The sequence below is a fragment of the Planococcus salinarum genome (assembly GCF_007004625.1).
Taxonomy (GTDB): Bacteria; Bacillota; Bacilli; order Bacillales_A; family Planococcaceae; genus Planococcus; species Planococcus salinarum.
In genome coordinates this window covers 15,118-31,006 of sequence record NZ_VIFV01000010.1, presented here as the reverse complement: position 1 = coordinate 31,006, position 15,889 = coordinate 15,118, and the positions used below count along the sequence as shown (strand labels likewise).

Genomic DNA, 15,889 nt, shown 5'->3' with positions numbered 1-15,889 from the left:
ACTTCACCCCTCATCTACTGAATTGACGGGTGGCGGCAACCGCCTTTTTCCACCCCGCATATAATTCGTCCCGGTTCTTTTCATCTAATGCCGGTTGATAAACTTGCTGGTGTGATGCCAACATTCCAATTTCATCCAAATTACCCCAAAACCCTGTTGCAAGTCCTGCGAGATATGCTGCACCTAGGGCTGTAGTTTCATTGAGCCGGGCCAATTCCACATCCTTTTGAAGAATATCGCTTTGGAATTGCATCAAAAAGGCATTCGCTACGGCTCCTCCGTCCGCTCGCAAAACTTTGATGTCGATGCCGGAATCCTGTTCCATGCAGTCCAGCACATCTTTTGTCTGATAAGCCAGGGATTCCAATGTCGCACGGATGAAATGTTCTTTTTCGGTGCCTCTGGTCAGCCCGAACACTGCACCGCGGGCTTCAGAGTCCCAATAAGGCGTTCCGAGACCCACAAATGCGGGTACCATGTAGACGCCATCCGTCGAAGGAACACGTTTTGCGTAATCTTCCGAATCCGCCGCATTCTTTAACATGCGCATGCCGTCACGCAGCCACTGAATCGCTGATCCAGCGACGAATACGCTGCCTTCGAGGGCATAGACGACTTTTCCGTCAAGCCCCCATGCAATGGTTGTCAACAGGCCATTGGCCGACTGGACCGGCTCTTCACCGGTATTCATCAGCAGAAAGCAGCCTGTGCCGTATGTATTCTTCGCCATTCCTTTTTCGATGCAATGCTGGCCAAAAAGGGCCGCCTGCTGGTCTCCTGCGATTCCGGCAATCGGAACGCGCTGACCGAAGAATACATTTGGATCTGTGTGACCATATACCTCGGATGAAGACTTGACTTCCGGCAGCATTTGCATCGGGATGCCCAGTTTCCCGCAGATTTCCTCATCCCACTTCAAGTCGAAGATATTATAGAGCAAAGTTCGGGAGGCATTGGAAGGATCCGTCACGTGTACTTTTCCATCGGTCATTTTCCAGATCAGCCACGAATCGATTGTGCCGAACAGCAAATCACCCTGTTCAGCGGCTTCCCTGGCACCTTCCACATTGTCGAGGATCCACTTGACTTTTGTGCCGGAAAAGTAAGGATCCAGCAGCAGGCCCGTCTTGTTCCGGAACCATTCTCCGAGATTTTCTTTTTTCAGCTCATCGATGATTGACTGTGTCTGCCGCGACTGCCAGACAATCGCGGGATAGACGGGTTGGCCGGTTTTCTTGTTCCACACCACTGTCGTTTCACGCTGGTTTGTGATGCCGATCCCGGCAATCTGGGTTTGCTGGATGCCGCTTTCGGTCAATGCAGCAGCCAGTACCGACAGGACGGAACCCCAGATTTCACTGGCGTTGTGTTCGACCCAGCCCGGTTTCGGATAATATTGCTTGAATTCCTTTTGGGAGCTATGGACCACTTCACCTTTTTTGTTGAACAGGATCGCCCGGGAACTTGTCGTTCCCTGGTCGATGGATAGGATATAGCTTTCCACGACAACATACCTCCTTTAATTCATGATGCGTTTAAACATTTTTTCGACATCGTAGGTTCTGAAATGTATGATGACAGGCCTGCCATGTGGACAGGTAAAAGGCTGCTCGGCTCTTTTGAGATCTGCCAGCAATTGTTCCATATCCTGTTTCTGCAGATAATGGTTCGCCTTGATGGAGCGCTTGCAGCTCATCATGATTGCTGCGTCTTCACGCAATTTTTTTACATCCGCACGGTTGCCGTTCAAAATCTGTTCAATCAGCTCTTCAACAATTTCCTGTTCAAAACCTTTCGGGAACCAGGTCGGATGCTCTCTTACGATAAACGACGCATCACCGAACACTTCCAGAAACACACCGATTTCTGCCAGACTGGCCAGGTTGTCCTGCAGGCGCAGTGCTTCGTCCCTGCTGTAGTGGAATGTCAATGGCAGCAACAGCGGCTGCCGTTCCATTGCATCGGCCTGACCCACTTTTTCACGAAAGTATTCATACTTGATCCGTTCCTGCGCAGCATGCTGGTCGACGAGATAAAAGCCGTCAGAACTTTGGGCAACGATATATGTGCCATGAATCTGGCCAACCACTTCCAGCTCAGGAAACTGAGGACTTTCTTCCATTCCCTCAACTGCAGAAGAATATTCCTGGGGAGGTGAAATCGGCTCCGGGTCTGCCTGGGCTGCTGCCTCCAATTCTTCTTGTTCTGTCACCGGAGAACTGTATGGCGGTTTTTCTGCTGCTTGCGGTTCCTTCACCGTGACGGAAGTCTTCCAGAGGTCGAGTTGACTCGACGGCGAAAACGTCGTTTTTTTCGGTTTGGGTTCTTCGATGACCGGAGCCCGGACCGCAGCGCCCACTGCCTGCCGAATCGTCTGATGGATCAATTCCATCAATTCTTTTTCTTTGCTCAGGCGAATCTGCTGTTTTGAGGGATGGACGTTGACATCGGTCAAATAGGGATCGCCTTCAATATTCAGAACGGCAATCGGTTGCCGCTCAAGCGGCAAAAACGTATGATATGCCCGGTGCACGGTTGTGGCAATGGCGTAATGCTTCACCCACCGGCCGTTGACGAATAAGGAAATATAGTTTTTATTGGCACGCGTGATTTCCGGCAGAGAAGTAAAGCCGGACACTTTGTAATCCTGCGTCTCCCCTTCAAACGGAATCATTTTTTTCGCGATGGCAACACCGTAGATATCTGCAAGCACACGGCGGATTTCTCCACTGCCCGAAGTCTGCAGAATGGTTTTGCCGTCATGGACCAGTTTGAAAGCCACCGCCGGATAACTGAGTGCGAACCGGTTCATCAAATCGATCGTATGGCCGAGTTCCGTTTGCAGGGTCTTCATGTACTTCAAACGTGCTGGCGTATTAAAAAACAATTGCTCGACCTTAATATCGGTTCCCTGGCGCAGCGCATTTGGCCGGCTCTCCACCAGCCTTCCACCCTCCAGGTTCACGAATGTGCCGTTGACACCATCTGAAGTCTGCAGAGTCACTTTCGAGACAGAAGCGATACTTGCCAGCGCTTCTCCCCGGAACCCGAGCGTCCGGATTCGGAATAAGTCATGTTCATTCGCAATTTTGCTGGTGGCGTGACGGGAAAAAGACAGCAAAGCATCTTCCCTGTCCATTCCCGCTCCGTTATCTATGATGTGGATTGAAGTGAGCCCGGCTTCTTCCAACAGGACTTCGACCGTCCCGCTGCCGGCATCAATGGCGTTCTCCACCAATTCCTTGACGACCGATGTCGGCCGCTCAACCACTTCACCTGCTGCAATCTTATTTGATAAAGGTTCATCCATCAAACGGATTTTCCCCATGGAATCACTCCTTCCGGCTAAGCTTCTGTTGCAGTTGGTTAATCATCTGCAAGGCTTCAAGCGGTGTCATCGATGATATATCGGCCTCCGAAATTGCCTGGACCACTTCTTCTGAGTCTGTGTCGCGGTCATCGAAGAAAGATAATTGTTCGATATGCTGGATTTGCTGCTTCTTTTCTTCCTCAAACGTTTTCAATAATTCGCGTGCACGGGACAGGATGGGCTGCGGCAGATTGGCGAGTTCAGCGACATGGATCCCGTAGCTTTTGTCTGCCGGTCCAGGCTTCACTTTATGGAGAAATACCACTTTACCCGATTGTTCCATTGCTGCCACATGGACGTTGTTTAAACGCTCGAGTGATTGATCGAGCGCCGTCAGCTCATGATAATGTGTGGAGAATAATGTATTGGCCCCAATTTCCTTATGGATATACTCAATCATCGACTGGGCCAATGCCATGCCATCATATGTGGAAGTCCCGCGGCCGATTTCATCAAACAGCAGCAGGCTCCTCTCCGTGGCATGGGTGATGGCATATTGGGACTCGAGCATTTCGACCATGAACGTGCTTTGTCCGGAGACAAGGTCATCTGCCGCTCCGATGCGCGTGAAAATCTGGTCAGTCACCGGAAGCTTTGCTGATTCCGCCGGTACGTAACTGCCGATTTGCGCGAGTACTATTGTCAGAGCCACCTGGCGCATGTACGTACTTTTACCGGACATATTCGGCCCGGTAATGAGCAGCATATTGCTGTCTTCCTTCAGCTCGCAATCATTCGGCACATAATGCTGCCTGTTGAGCATCTTTTCAACTACCGGATGACGTCCACCGACAATCGATATTTCCCGAGTGTCTGTAAATGACGGTTTCGTAAAGCGGTATTTTTCTGCCACATTCGCAAAACTGAGGAATACATCCAATGCACTCAAAGTTGATGCGAGATTTTGAATACGTGAAATATACTGTTTCACTTCATCACGAATCACGGTAAACAATTTGTATTCCAGAGCAAGGCTATCTTCCTCCGCAGTCAGGATCAGGCTTTCCTTTTCTTTCAACTCCGGCGTAATATACCTTTCGGCATTTGCCAACGTCTGTTTGCGTTCATAGCGGTTCAGGTCGGCCAGATGCATATTGGCTTTTGAAATTTCGATATAATACCCAAAAATCCGGTTATAGCCGATTTTCAGCGATTTGATGCCCGACCTTTGGCGCTCCTGCTGCTCGAGCTGGGCAATCCAGTCTTTGCCATTGCGCGAAGCATCCCGGTATTCATCCAATTGCTTGTTGTAGCCTTCCCGTATGACGCCCCCTTCTTTTGCAGATAATGGGGGGCTGTCGCTGATTGCCTGGAGCAATTCACAGACTTCTCCGCAGTGGTCCAGCGTGCCGGCATAATCAGAAAGCTGCCGGTTGCCCGATCCGCTCAACTCTTCAATGAGGGCCGGAACTTTTTCCAGTGAACTTCTGAGCTGCGCCAAATCGCGGCCACTGGCACTGCCAAATGCAATGCGTCCGCTCAACCGCTCCAGGTCATACACTTCCTTCAGGGCATTCTGCAATTCAACACGGCTGAAATAATGTTCAATGAGCGATTCGACCATCTGCTGGCGAAGTTCGATACGGGGCCGGTTTGCCAGCGGCTGATGCAGCCATTGCTTCAGCTTGCGGCTGCCCATTGCGGTGACGGTTTCATCCAGCAGCCACAGGAGCGTCCCTTTCGTTTCCCCTCCGCGGATCGACTGCAATAATTCCAGATTGCGCTTGGAATGAAAATCGATGCTGAGCAACTGCCCTTCTTCGTGATAGACAAAAGGCTGAATATGCTCCAGTGACTGCTTCTGTGTCTGCGCGATATACGTCAGCAAGCGGTGGCTGCTGCCTGTCAGTTCCGGCGGACATTCTTTTACCAGCAATCCATCAAGATCATAGAAAAATTCCATCGGTTCAATCGACAATAATAAGTCCTGTGCATCTTCGTTCAATAGTAAGAACAGGGAGTCCGAGACAACCAGTTCGCGGATTCCAAGTGACTGCAGTTCCTGCAGCAGCGATTTCCCCTCGCCCATTATGTATGTGGCCGTCGATTCTCCCGTAGAGATATCGATGTAGGATAAAGAAAAGCCGCCCGGCAATTCTTCCGCTGCCGCGATAAAGTGGTTCGATTTGGAGTCCACGCTTTTGCCTTCGGTATGGGTGCCCGGTGTGATGAGGCGCACTACTTCCCGTTTGACGACACCTTTCGTCAATTTCGGATCTTCCACCTGTTCACAGATGGCGACTTTATGGCCTTTCGCAATGAGCTGGTCTATGTAATTCTTCGCCGCATGGTGCGGCACGCCGCACATCGGAATCCGGTCATCGCCATTACCGCCCCTGCTGGTCAGCGTAATTTCAAGTAATTGGGACGCCTGCAGGGCATCGTCATAAAACATTTCATAAAAATCTCCAAGGCGGAAAAAAAGGAATGCATCCTGGTAATCCGCTTTCACTTGGAAGTATTGTTGCATCATTGGTGTAATCGCCATTTTAAAACCTCTTTCGCATTCGATTCTTCGTTTCTCCATTATAACAAAAATGCGGGCATAAAAGAAAAACCGAAAGAGCAATGTGGCTCTTCCGGTTTTAACTATTACTTTCTATTGGGGTTGCAGGCTTACGAACAGCTTCCAGGTGAATCGTTTTTCACTTTCGAACCTGTTTCGCCGCGCAGCAAGTCGCCGCCTGTTTCAGTGATGATGTTGTTTGTCACCTGGTTGGCGATTGCAGTCGACACCATCTGGAGCAATGAATTTACATCGCTCTGGGATTGCTTGAACTCCTGCACAATCGGCACTGCGTCGATATCATCTTCGATTTTCTTGATTTTGCCTTCGATCAATTCGAGCGCACGTTCTTTGCCGTAATGCTGGAAGTTGACCGCTTGCTTCTGAAGGCTTTTCAGACTGGCGATTTTTTCGCGAATCTGCTGGTTTTCATTGATTTGTGCTTCTGCACGTTTGAAGAAGTCAACTTCTTCGGTCTCGGCGATCATGTCCGCCACTTCACGTGCTTTTGCTACGATTTCATCTTTTGAATAAGTCATCTATTGGACACCCACTTCTTGGCCGGCGGCAACTTCTGAAAGTTCTCCGTTCAGCGACCATGTTTTAGTTTCAGTTATTTTCACTTTGACAAGTTGGCCGACGATCGACTTCGACCCGACGAAATTGACAAGTTTGTTTTTCGCCGTATAGCCGGACAAAACATCCGGATTTTTCTTGCTCTCGCCTTCAACCAATACTTCCACCACTTGCCCCTGGTAAGACTGCATGGCGGCCAGCGCCTGTTCCTTGACCAGTTCGTTGAGGCGCTGCAGGCGCTCTTTCTTTACTTCCATCGGGATGTTATCCTCCATTTTCGCAGCCGGAGTCCCTTCCCTTGGGGAATAGATGTAAGTGAACGCCATCTCATAGCCGATTTCCCGGAATAACGACATCGTTTCTTCGAACTGTTCATCGGTTTCATTTGGAAAACCGACAATAATATCGGTTGTCAATGATACCGTTGGAATCGCAGCCCGGATTTTTCGGACCAGTTCGATATATTGTTCCCGTGTGTACTTGCGGGCCATAATTTTCAGCATACCCGTCGACCCTGATTGTACAGGTAAATGGATGTGGTCGACAAGATTTCCGCCTTGGGCAAGGACCCCGATCAGATGATCATCGAAATCCCTTGGGTGGCTTGTCGTAAACCGGATGCGGGGAATATCGATTTTTCCCAACTCCTCCATCAGGTCTCCGAGCCGGTAATCGCTGTCAGCGAAATCCTTGCCATAGGCATTGACGTTCTGCCCCAGCAATGTGACTTCCTTATAGCCCTGTGCGGCAAGGTGGCGAACTTCCCGGATGATATCCTCCGGACGCCTGGAGCGTTCTTTGCCGCGCGTATACGGCACGATGCAGTACGTACAGAACTTATCGCAGCCGTACATGATGTTAACCCACGCTTTGATCTTGCCTTTCCGCTCCTTCGGCAGATTCTCGATGACATCGCCTTCTTTCGACCATACGTCGATGACAATCTCTTTCGACTTATAGGCATTGTCGAGAATCTCCGGCAGGCGGTGAATATTATGTGTTCCAAAAATCATATCAACCTGGTCGTAGGTTTTCAGGATTTTATGGACCACTGATTCTTCCTGCGACATGCAGCCGCAGACACCGATCAGCAGATCCGGATTCTCCAGTTTCAAAGGCTTGAAATGACCAAGTTCACCGAATACCTTATTTTCCGCATTTTCACGGATGGCACACGTATTCAGCAGAATCACATTGGCGTCCTTGACTGACTCGGTGGGTTCGTAACCGAGCTGCATCAGTATACCGGCGATTACTTCAGTATCATGCTCATTCATTTGACAGCCGTAAGTGCGGATATAGAATCTCCGACCTCGGCCCATATTTTCAAAGCGGGAATCGACTGCAAAATTATCCACATAGGACACCTGCTCTTTTCCGCGCTTTTTAGCGTTTTTCAATGAAGGTGCAGTATAGACATTTTGAAAGTACTGGCTGTAATCCTTTTCGGTCTTATCGTCCGTTCGGGAAGCCGTTACTTGGGTCGAATGCAAACGCTGGTCTTCATTCATCGAGAAACCCCTTTCAACTATACCGTAATTATACTGAAACAGCCTGTCTTCCGACAAGTCATTCTATGGAATTGTCGGAGAATCGTCACCAACTGGCCATTTATCCCCGGAAGGGGTAGTCTTCATTGATATAGATTCGCTCACAGGACACAGCTTTGCCTGTTTCATCATCAATTTCAGTGAAAAATCCGCTGACGACAGCACGTCCGCGTTTTGGCACCTCGAAACGTGTTGGCATATTGGTTTTAAAGCGGTAAAGCACCGAATCCTTGCTCATGCCAAGCACTTCATCGTACGGACCCGTCATGCCGACGTCCGAAATATAGGCTGTGCCACCCGGAAGGATGCGCGAATCCGCGGTTTGGACATGTGTATGCGTACCAACGACCACGGATGCGCGCCCATCAAGGTGCCAGCCCATGGCGATTTTTTCACTTGTCGCTTCTGCGTGGAAATCCACAAATACCAGCGGGGAAACAGCTTTCGCTTCTGCCAGCAGTTCGTCCGCTTTTTGGAATGGATCATCGTGCGGCGGCAGAAATACCCGGCCATGAAGGTTGATCACCGATAATGTTTTGCCATTCTTCGTCAGGGTTGCCATTCCCCGCCCCGGCGCTTCCGAAGAGAAGTTCGCCGGACGGATCAAATAATCCACATCATCAATAAAATCAAAGATCTCTTTCTGATCCCAGGTGTGATTGCCCATCGTCACCATATCCACGCCCATGAAGAGAAGATCCTGGTAAATCGATTTCGTGATCCCTCTTCCTGCAGCAGCGTTCTCGCCGTTTGCAATCACCGCATCCGGCTGATATTTTTTCTTCAGGCGCGGCAGGTAGGACTCCAATGCATCGCGGCCAATCGAGCCCACAATATCTCCAATAAATAAAACTTTCATGCTCTCACCTTTTTCCATAAGAAAAAGGCTTCTTTGAATAGACATTCATCGAAGCCTTTATCCTATTATTTTGCGTATTCAACTGCTCTGGTTTCCCTGATTACGGTCACTTTGATGTGTCCCGGATAATCAAGCTCTTCTTCAATCCGCTTACGGATATCGCGAGCCAGACGGTGTGCAGTCATATCATCAATCTGTTCCGGTCTGACCATGATGCGAATTTCGCGTCCCGCTTGAATGGCGAATGATTTCTCAACGCCTTCATAGGATTCTGAAATTTCTTCAAGTTTTTCCAGACGGCGGATATAGTTTTCCAATGTCTCACTTCTCGCTCCCGGACGTGCCGCTGATAGGGCATCCGCTGCTGCAACGATAACCGAAATAATCGATGTCGCTTCGGTGTCGCCGTGGTGGGACGCGATACTGTTGATGACGACTGGATGCTCTTTGTATTTGGTTCCAAGCTCAACCCCGATTTCAACATGGCTGCCTTCCACTTCATGGTCGATCGCTTTACCGATGTCATGAAGCAATCCTGCGCGCCGTGCCAAAGTGACATCTTCGCCAAGTTCCGCCGCCATCAAGCCGGAGAGGAATGCGACCTCCACTGAGTGCTTGAGGACATTTTGCCCGTAACTTGTGCGGTAACGCAGACGGCCAAGAATTTTGATCAAATCGGGATGCAGATTATGTACCCCAACGTCAAATGTGGTTTGTTCACCAATTTCACGGATTTGCTCATCGACTTCGCGTCTGGATTTTTCAACCATCTCTTCAATCCGTGCCGGATGGATACGGCCATCGGATACCAGTTTTTCGAGTGCCAATCTCGCAGTCTCGCGTCTGATCGGGTCGAAACCTGAAAGAATAACCGCTTCAGGCGTATCATCGATGATCAAATCGATTCCGGTCAATGTTTCAAGTGTTCGGATGTTACGGCCTTCACGTCCAATAATACGGCCTTTCATCTCATCGTTCGGCAGATTGACAACTGATACAGTCGTCTCCGCCACATGGTCTGCCGCGAAACGCTGCATCGCCAGTGACAAAATGTTTTTGGCCTTTTTATCGGATTCCTCTTTGGCACGGGCTTCAGTTTCTTTGACCATCACGGCAATATCGGTTGAAAGTTCATTTTCAACCTGCTGCAGGATGATCGACTTCGCTTCTTCGCGTGTCAATGATGAAATCCGTTCCATTTCGGATTGCTGCTGTTGAACCAGTTCTTCAGCTTTGCTTTCCATCTGTTCAATATGCTGTTGTTTTTCGGCAAGGGCTTCATCTTTGCGTTCAAGCCCAGCTTCCCTTTTGTTTAATGCATCATCCTTGCGATCTAAATTTTCTTCTCTCTGCAACAACCGATTCTCCTGTTTTTGAAGTTCTGATCGGCGTTCCCGAATATCAGATTCTGTTTCAGTACGCAATTTGTGATTTTCGTCTTTTGCTTCCAATAGGGCTTCTTTTTTCAGCGCTTCGGCTTCTCTCTTAGCATCTTCAATAACTTGCTCTGCAGAGTTTCTCGCACCTGCCATTTTGGATTCATTTGATTTTTTCATTACAAAATAACCAACAACTATACCGACGATGATACCAAGCAAAGCGAAGATGATCACGTTTTCCATTCGGACACCTCCTCTTGCTATTCGTTTTAACGTTTCAAAAATAGATTAAATTTTCTTGCTACTCTAATGCTGTAAAATTAGTAAATTATACAGTTTTAATTGTATAGATGGACCTTTAAAGTGTCAACCCGCTGATATCGCGGAATTCAGGCAGCATGTGGTCCAGTAAACCTTCGGACTGCGTTTCAGACTTTGCCACGCCAGCACCAGTGGAACTTTGCAATTTCCAAATCCGAAATAAAAAACCGGCAGAACCAAAGCATCGCTTTGGCACCACCGGCTGTTGGGGCTCAAACTTATTTATCGTCCTCATCGATCAGGAGATTGAAGTCTTCAGGTTCTTCTTTTGTAGCGGCAATTGTATATGACGCTGCCGCCATGCCGTACTGTTCACGAATTTTCCCTGCAACCTCATTGCGGATATCTTCGTGGTCGCGAAGGAATTGCTTCGCATTCTCACGGCCCTGGCCGATACGCTCCTCTTTATAGGAATACCATGAACCACTCTTCTGGATGATTTCGAGTTCTGCACCGATATCAACGATTTCACCTTCACGCGAAATCCCTTTGCCGTACATGATATCCACTTCTGCCGTACGGAACGGTGGTGCAACTTTGTTTTTGACGATCTTGATCTTCGTTCTGTTACCGATGATGTCGTTGCCGGATTTCAAAGCTTCGGCACGACGCACTTCCATACGGATGGAAGAATAGAATTTCAATGCACGTCCACCGGTTGTTGTTTCAGGATTACCGAACATCACACCGATCTTCTCACGGACCTGGTTGATAAAGATTACGATTGAATTCGATTTATTGATGATACCGGACAATTTACGGAGGGCCTGAGACATCAGACGGGCTTGCAAGCCCATGTGCGAATCGCCCATTTCCCCTTCAATTTCCGCTTTTGGAACAAGTGCAGCAACCGAGTCGATTACGACGATATCCACAGCTCCGCTTCGCACCAGTGCTTCGCAGATTTCCAAAGCCTGTTCACCTGTATCGGGCTGAGACAACAGTAACTCATCAATGTTAACGCCAAGGTTCTGTGCATAAACCGGATCGAGCGCATGCTCTGCATCGATAAATGCTGCTGTTCCGCCTGAAGCCTGGACTTCCGCAATGGCGTGGAGGGAAACTGTCGTTTTACCTGAACTTTCAGGACCGTAAATTTCGATGACACGGCCACGTGGATATCCGCCTATTCCAAGTGCAGAGTCAACTGCCAGTGAACCACTGGAAACCGATGAAATATTCCGGTCACTTTTTTCTCCTAATTTCATAACTGAACCTTTACCAAATTGTTTTTCAATTTGTTTTAACGCAACATCTAACGCTGCTTTACGATCACTCAAAAGAAATCCTCCTCTTAATTAAAACCAATTTTTCTACCTGTTTCTAGTATACTAGGTTATTGAGAAATACACAAGAAAAAAGCGAACGTTTATTCGTGTTCGCATTCGAAATCACGATTTTGAAACTTATATAGAGACCATATTCGAGTTATGGAATGGAAAAACGCGCAAAAATGAATTTTGCGCGTTTTTTTAAGGGGTCAGTGTTCGTATTAAATAATGCAAAGCCAGTTTCACAGCACGGATGCGGTTGGTGTTGCGCATGCCGGACAATTGAAGCCGGTATGCCTCACTCCCCGACTCTGATGCGATGCCGATCCAAACAGTTCCCGCAGGCTCGCCTCCGTGGGCATCCGGCCCGGCTGCTCCTGTCAGTCCGATGCCATAGTCAGTCCCAAACTTTTTACGGACTGCATCCGCCATCGCAATTGCCGTTTCTTCGCTCACAACGCCATGGCTGTCCAACAGTTCAGCAGCAATACCAAGCTGGCTGATTTTGGTTTCTTCATTATATACAATGACACCACCCGAAAGAACCGCACTGGCTCCAGAAACAGAAGCAAGTTCTGACTGGAACAGTCCGGCAGTCAGGCTTTCTGCAGCTGAAATTGTCTTGTTTTCCTGCTTCAGCAAGTCCACTGCCCGGGATGCAAGCGAATCATCGTCATATCCATAAAGGTATTGGCCCACAACCTCAAGAATTTCACGTTTTGCTTCATTGATCAGCTGCCAGGCTTGTTCTGTGGTATCTGTTTTGGCAGTAATCCGCAAAGTCACTTCATCCGCAGATGCCAAAGGGGCGATTGTCGGATTCGTCTGCTTTTCCAGAATACTGTCCAGAAGGTCTTCCAATGCCGCTTCTCCAATACCGTAAAACCGGAGAACATGCGAAATGATGACATTTTCTTTGTTGAGCATGCGAATCAATTTCGGCTTGGCTTCAAATTGGAACATCGGCTCGATTTCATGCGGCGGTCCAGGCAACAGGATATAGACACGCCCTTCGTGCATGTAAAACATGCCGGGTGCCATCCCATTGTCATTGACGAGCACTTCACTGCCCTTTAGAACCATTGCCTGTTTTTTATTGTTTTCAGTCATCGGACGTTTGACGCGCTCGAAATAGGCTTCGATCGAATTCATCGCGTGTTCATCCTTCTCGAGCGTAGTGCCCAGATGCCTTGCGATTGTCTCTTTAGTCAAATCGTCTTTCGTGGGCCCCAGCCCGCCTGAGAAAATGATCAGGTCTGCCCGGCCTTCAGCAATTTGGATCGCCTGTTCGAGCCGTTCGGGATTGTCGCCCACCGCTGTATGGTAATAGACGTTGATGCCGAGTTCAGCCAAATGGCCTGAAACAAAACGGGCATTCGTATTCGTAATCTGTCCGAGCAGCAATTCTGAACCTACCGCAATAATTTCTGCATTCATCGGTCAAACCCCTTTCTGTTGTGCATTATTTAAGTTGAATAAAACCAATAAAGTCGATATGCCACAAAATCCAGAGTGAGCACAGCTCACGAGCACGATCTTTGCCTTTGCGCAAAGCGCCGAACCGTCATATACAAGCTGATTTTTAATCTTACATTTTACAGGCGGATGGTATGAAAGATTGCCACCCTTATTTCGAAACCATCAGCGCTTTTCTGTTCGCGTAAAAATAATCCCAGCCTGACCATACCGTAAAGATCAGGGCAACATAGAGCATTATCAAACCGAACGGCAGACCGATCAATGTGAAAATCGTATCATACAACAGCAGAGAGGATACCGCAAGGATCTGCGCAGTCGTTTTGATCTTGCCCAGGTTCCCGGCTGCCACCACTTCTCCTTCGCCTGCAAGCACAAGCCGAAGACCTGTGACCGCAAATTCCCGGCTGATGATGATGATAACAATCCACGATGGCGCAAAGCCGAGTTCCACCAATATGATTAAGGCCGCTGAAACGAGCAATTTGTCAGCCAATGGATCAAGGAATTTGCCGAAAGTCGTCACAAGGTTATATTTGCGGGCATAAAACCCATCCACCCAATCCGTCAATGATGCAAAAATGAAAATAAGTGCTCCGATAAAATGGGTGATCGGCATTGTGGCGCCAAACAAGGTCATTTCTCCCCAGCCAAAATCAACCAACATGAATATCATAAAAACCGGTATTAAAAGAATGCGTGAAACCGTGATCTTGTTTGGTATATTCATTTTTCTTCCCCTTCCTTTCTTTCAAGAAAAATAGCCATCTGTTTAGATGGCTATTCAGCGTCTGTAAATTCAATGACAATGTTTTGCGTTGTCAGATCCTGTTCATATTCGATCGATTCACCGTTCAGCGTCAGTTCCACGTTCGGTGCAGCACCGAGACGCAAGCGCACATAAGATTCATCTGTGAGATCTATGGTTTCGCTTTGGCCAGCCTGCATCTCGACTGGGGTAGTAAGCTCTTCTTGGTTCTCATTTGTGACCGCAACCCATGATGGGCCGGAAACATCCATGTTCAACTCCCGCTCAGCAGGTCCTGTCCATTGGTATGTCGTCGTCTGGCCGTCAGTTCCCGCAACGCTAATTTCAGTGTCCGGTTCTGCAGCTTCATCTTCGGCCGGCTCTTCTGTTGCTTCTTCGGCCGCTTCTTCTTCATCAGCTGGTGCTTCTCCCTCGGTTGCGGAGGAAGTATTTTCAGCAGGAGCCTCGTATTGCAGACCGTCATCCGTTCCTGTTTCTTCTTCCGTCGGATCGTTTTGCGCCAGCATATTATAGAAGAACCACGTCACAAAAATAATGACAACGATAAACAACGCGACGATGATCATCGGCATTTTTTCGTTGATCCGGCTGTTGGAAGACGATTTTGAAATCGATTTCCTGCGGGACGGGGACGGTGCAGCCATCGGTTTGCCGACCTGCTCTTTTGTCGTCTCCGGCATTTCCGCTTTATGCTGTTCCAAAAGTTCATCGGCATTCAGTCCGACAGCTTCGGCATACTGCTTTATAAAAGCACGGACATAAAACTGTCCGGGCATCATGCTGTAATTGCCTTCTTCAATGCCCGCCAAATAGCGTTTCTGTATTTTGGTTACATCCTGTAAATCTTCCAGGCTGTAACCTTTTGCGATTCTCGCCTCTTTCAGACGAGTACCCATTTCATTCAACACGATCACCTGCCTGCCTAAAAATTAAATCCGCCGCCAAACATATCATCCATCTGGCTCTTATCATTTGTAAAATTATTCTTTTCCATTATTTCATAAGTAATTTCTTCATCAGGATGATGGCGCAATTCGATGATATAATCGAAATCTTCGATGCTGTATTCGGATTGCTGGATGAACATATCCGGGTGTTCCACCACTTTGATGGTAGGCATACGCATCATTTCACGGACAAGCTGCATGTGGCGTTCATCATGGGCGCGGCGTGTAACAATGCCATCCAGTATGAAAATATTATTCTCACTGAATTCATCGCCCATCAGCTGATTTCTTACAGTTTGTTTGATCATAGTGGATGACAGGAAAATCCATTTTTTATTGGCACTGACACTTGCAGCAACGATGGATTCGGTCTTGCCCACACGCGGCATGCCCCGCAGTCCGACCAGTTTATGGCCTTCCTGTTTAAAAATCTCCGCCATGAAATCGACCAGGAGGCCGAGTTCGTCCCGGACAAAACGGAATGTTTTCCGGTCGTCGGCATCGCGTTGGATATAGCGTCCGTGGCGGACCGCCAGAATATCGCGCAGTTTCGGCTCACGGAATTTCGTGACCGCAATCGTTTCGATGGTTGAAAGGATCTGTTCAAAGCGTTCAAGCTGCACATCATGCTCTGCACGCAAGAGCATTCCCCGCCGCCCCTGGTCGACACCATTGATGGTGACAATATTAACGCGCAACATCCCAAGAAGCGAAGCTATATCTCCCAGCAAACCCGGACGGTTCACTTGAATTTCGTATTCAAAATACCATTCTCTCATTGAGCGTCCGACCTTTCGCTATCAATTTTTCAGTAAATTCCTATCCTCTTATAATAGCTGATTTAGTGCTGCAATAAAAGGGGTCG

12 protein-coding genes are annotated in these 15,889 nt (G+C 48.4%); all 12 read right to left on the bottom strand.

The genetic code is table 11. The annotated features are described in order from the left end of the window. Positions 1 to 10 precede the first annotated feature (10 nt). Positions 11 to 1,504 carry a glycerol kinase GlpK gene (gene glpK, locus DIJ65_RS07670; protein WP_117300849.1) on the bottom strand — a complete coding sequence of 498 codons (1,494 nt, stop codon included), beginning with the start codon at positions 1,502 to 1,504 and terminating at the stop codon, positions 11 to 13. Between the two features lie 15 nt (positions 1,505 to 1,519). Beyond that, positions 1,520 to 3,328 (bottom strand): DNA mismatch repair endonuclease MutL, encoded by a 1,809-nt coding sequence (gene mutL / locus DIJ65_RS07665; protein WP_117300847.1) that lies wholly within the window; start codon positions 3,326 to 3,328, stop codon positions 1,520 to 1,522. A 4-nt stretch (positions 3,329 to 3,332) separates the two neighbouring features. Continuing rightward, the gene (mutS, locus tag DIJ65_RS07660; protein ID WP_117300846.1) at positions 3,333 to 5,858 is read right to left on the bottom strand and encodes a DNA mismatch repair protein MutS; all 2,526 of its coding nucleotides are present in this window, start codon (positions 5,856 to 5,858) and stop codon (positions 3,333 to 3,335) included. A gap of 128 nt (positions 5,859 to 5,986) precedes the next feature. Continuing rightward, the gene (locus DIJ65_RS07655; protein ID WP_117300844.1) at positions 5,987 to 6,415 is read right to left on the bottom strand and encodes a YlbF/YmcA family competence regulator; all 429 of its coding nucleotides are present in this window, start codon (positions 6,413 to 6,415) and stop codon (positions 5,987 to 5,989) included. Continuing rightward, the gene (gene miaB / locus DIJ65_RS07650; protein ID WP_117300842.1) at positions 6,416 to 7,963 is read right to left on the bottom strand and encodes a tRNA (N6-isopentenyl adenosine(37)-C2)-methylthiotransferase MiaB; all 1,548 of its coding nucleotides are present in this window, start codon (positions 7,961 to 7,963) and stop codon (positions 6,416 to 6,418) included. It lies immediately after the preceding gene. A gap of 100 nt (positions 7,964 to 8,063) precedes the next feature. Next, positions 8,064 to 8,861: a TIGR00282 family metallophosphoesterase gene (locus DIJ65_RS07645; RefSeq protein ID WP_117300979.1), complete on the bottom strand. Its 798-nt coding sequence runs from the start codon at positions 8,859 to 8,861 to the stop codon at positions 8,064 to 8,066. Between the two features lie 65 nt (positions 8,862 to 8,926). Continuing rightward, positions 8,927 to 10,483 carry a ribonuclease Y gene (gene rny / locus DIJ65_RS07640; protein WP_117300840.1) on the bottom strand — a complete coding sequence of 519 codons (1,557 nt, stop codon included), beginning with the start codon at positions 10,481 to 10,483 and terminating at the stop codon, positions 8,927 to 8,929. Positions 10,484 to 10,779: 296 nt separating this feature from the next. Beyond that, positions 10,780 to 11,841 (bottom strand): recombinase RecA, encoded by a 1,062-nt coding sequence (gene recA / locus DIJ65_RS07635; RefSeq protein ID WP_117300838.1) that lies wholly within the window; start codon positions 11,839 to 11,841, stop codon positions 10,780 to 10,782. Positions 11,842 to 12,033: 192 nt separating this feature from the next. Beyond that, entirely contained in the window at positions 12,034 to 13,269 is a 1,236-nt protein-coding gene (locus DIJ65_RS07630; RefSeq protein ID WP_117300836.1) for a competence/damage-inducible protein A, read from the bottom strand. A 190-nt stretch (positions 13,270 to 13,459) separates the two neighbouring features. Next, on the bottom strand, positions 13,460 to 14,038 hold the full coding sequence (gene pgsA, locus DIJ65_RS07625; protein ID WP_117300834.1) for a CDP-diacylglycerol--glycerol-3-phosphate 3-phosphatidyltransferase: 579 nt from the start codon (positions 14,036 to 14,038) through the stop codon (positions 13,460 to 13,462). A gap of 50 nt (positions 14,039 to 14,088) precedes the next feature. Further along, on the bottom strand, positions 14,089 to 14,985 hold the full coding sequence (locus tag DIJ65_RS07620; protein WP_230321318.1) for a helix-turn-helix domain-containing protein: 897 nt from the start codon (positions 14,983 to 14,985) through the stop codon (positions 14,089 to 14,091). A 14-nt stretch (positions 14,986 to 14,999) separates the two neighbouring features. Continuing rightward, entirely contained in the window at positions 15,000 to 15,803 is an 804-nt protein-coding gene (locus DIJ65_RS07615) for a YmfK family protein (protein ID WP_117300833.1), read from the bottom strand. Positions 15,804 to 15,889 lie beyond the last annotated feature (86 nt).

Coding starts and splice junctions, on each gene's coding strand:
- DIJ65_RS07630 (WP_117300836.1), bottom strand. CDS start 13,269: ATGAATGCAGAAATTATTGCGGTAGGTTCAGAATTGCTGCTCGGACAG.
- DIJ65_RS07615 (WP_117300833.1), bottom strand. CDS start 15,803: ATGAGAGAATGGTATTTTGAATACGAAATTCAAGTGAACCGTCCGGGT.
- pgsA (WP_117300834.1), bottom strand. CDS start 14,038: ATGAATATACCAAACAAGATCACGGTTTCACGCATTCTTTTAATACCG.
- mutL (WP_117300847.1), bottom strand. CDS start 3,328: ATGGGGAAAATCCGTTTGATGGATGAACCTTTATCAAATAAGATTGCA.
- mutS (WP_117300846.1), bottom strand. CDS start 5,858: ATGGCGATTACACCAATGATGCAACAATACTTCCAAGTGAAAGCGGAT.
- DIJ65_RS07655 (WP_117300844.1), bottom strand. CDS start 6,415: ATGACTTATTCAAAAGATGAAATCGTAGCAAAAGCACGTGAAGTGGCG.
- miaB (WP_117300842.1), bottom strand. CDS start 7,963: ATGAATGAAGACCAGCGTTTGCATTCGACCCAAGTAACGGCTTCCCGA.
- rny (WP_117300840.1), bottom strand. CDS start 10,483: ATGGAAAACGTGATCATCTTCGCTTTGCTTGGTATCATCGTCGGTATA.
- DIJ65_RS07645 (WP_117300979.1), bottom strand. CDS start 8,861: ATGAAAGTTTTATTTATTGGAGATATTGTGGGCTCGATTGGCCGCGAT.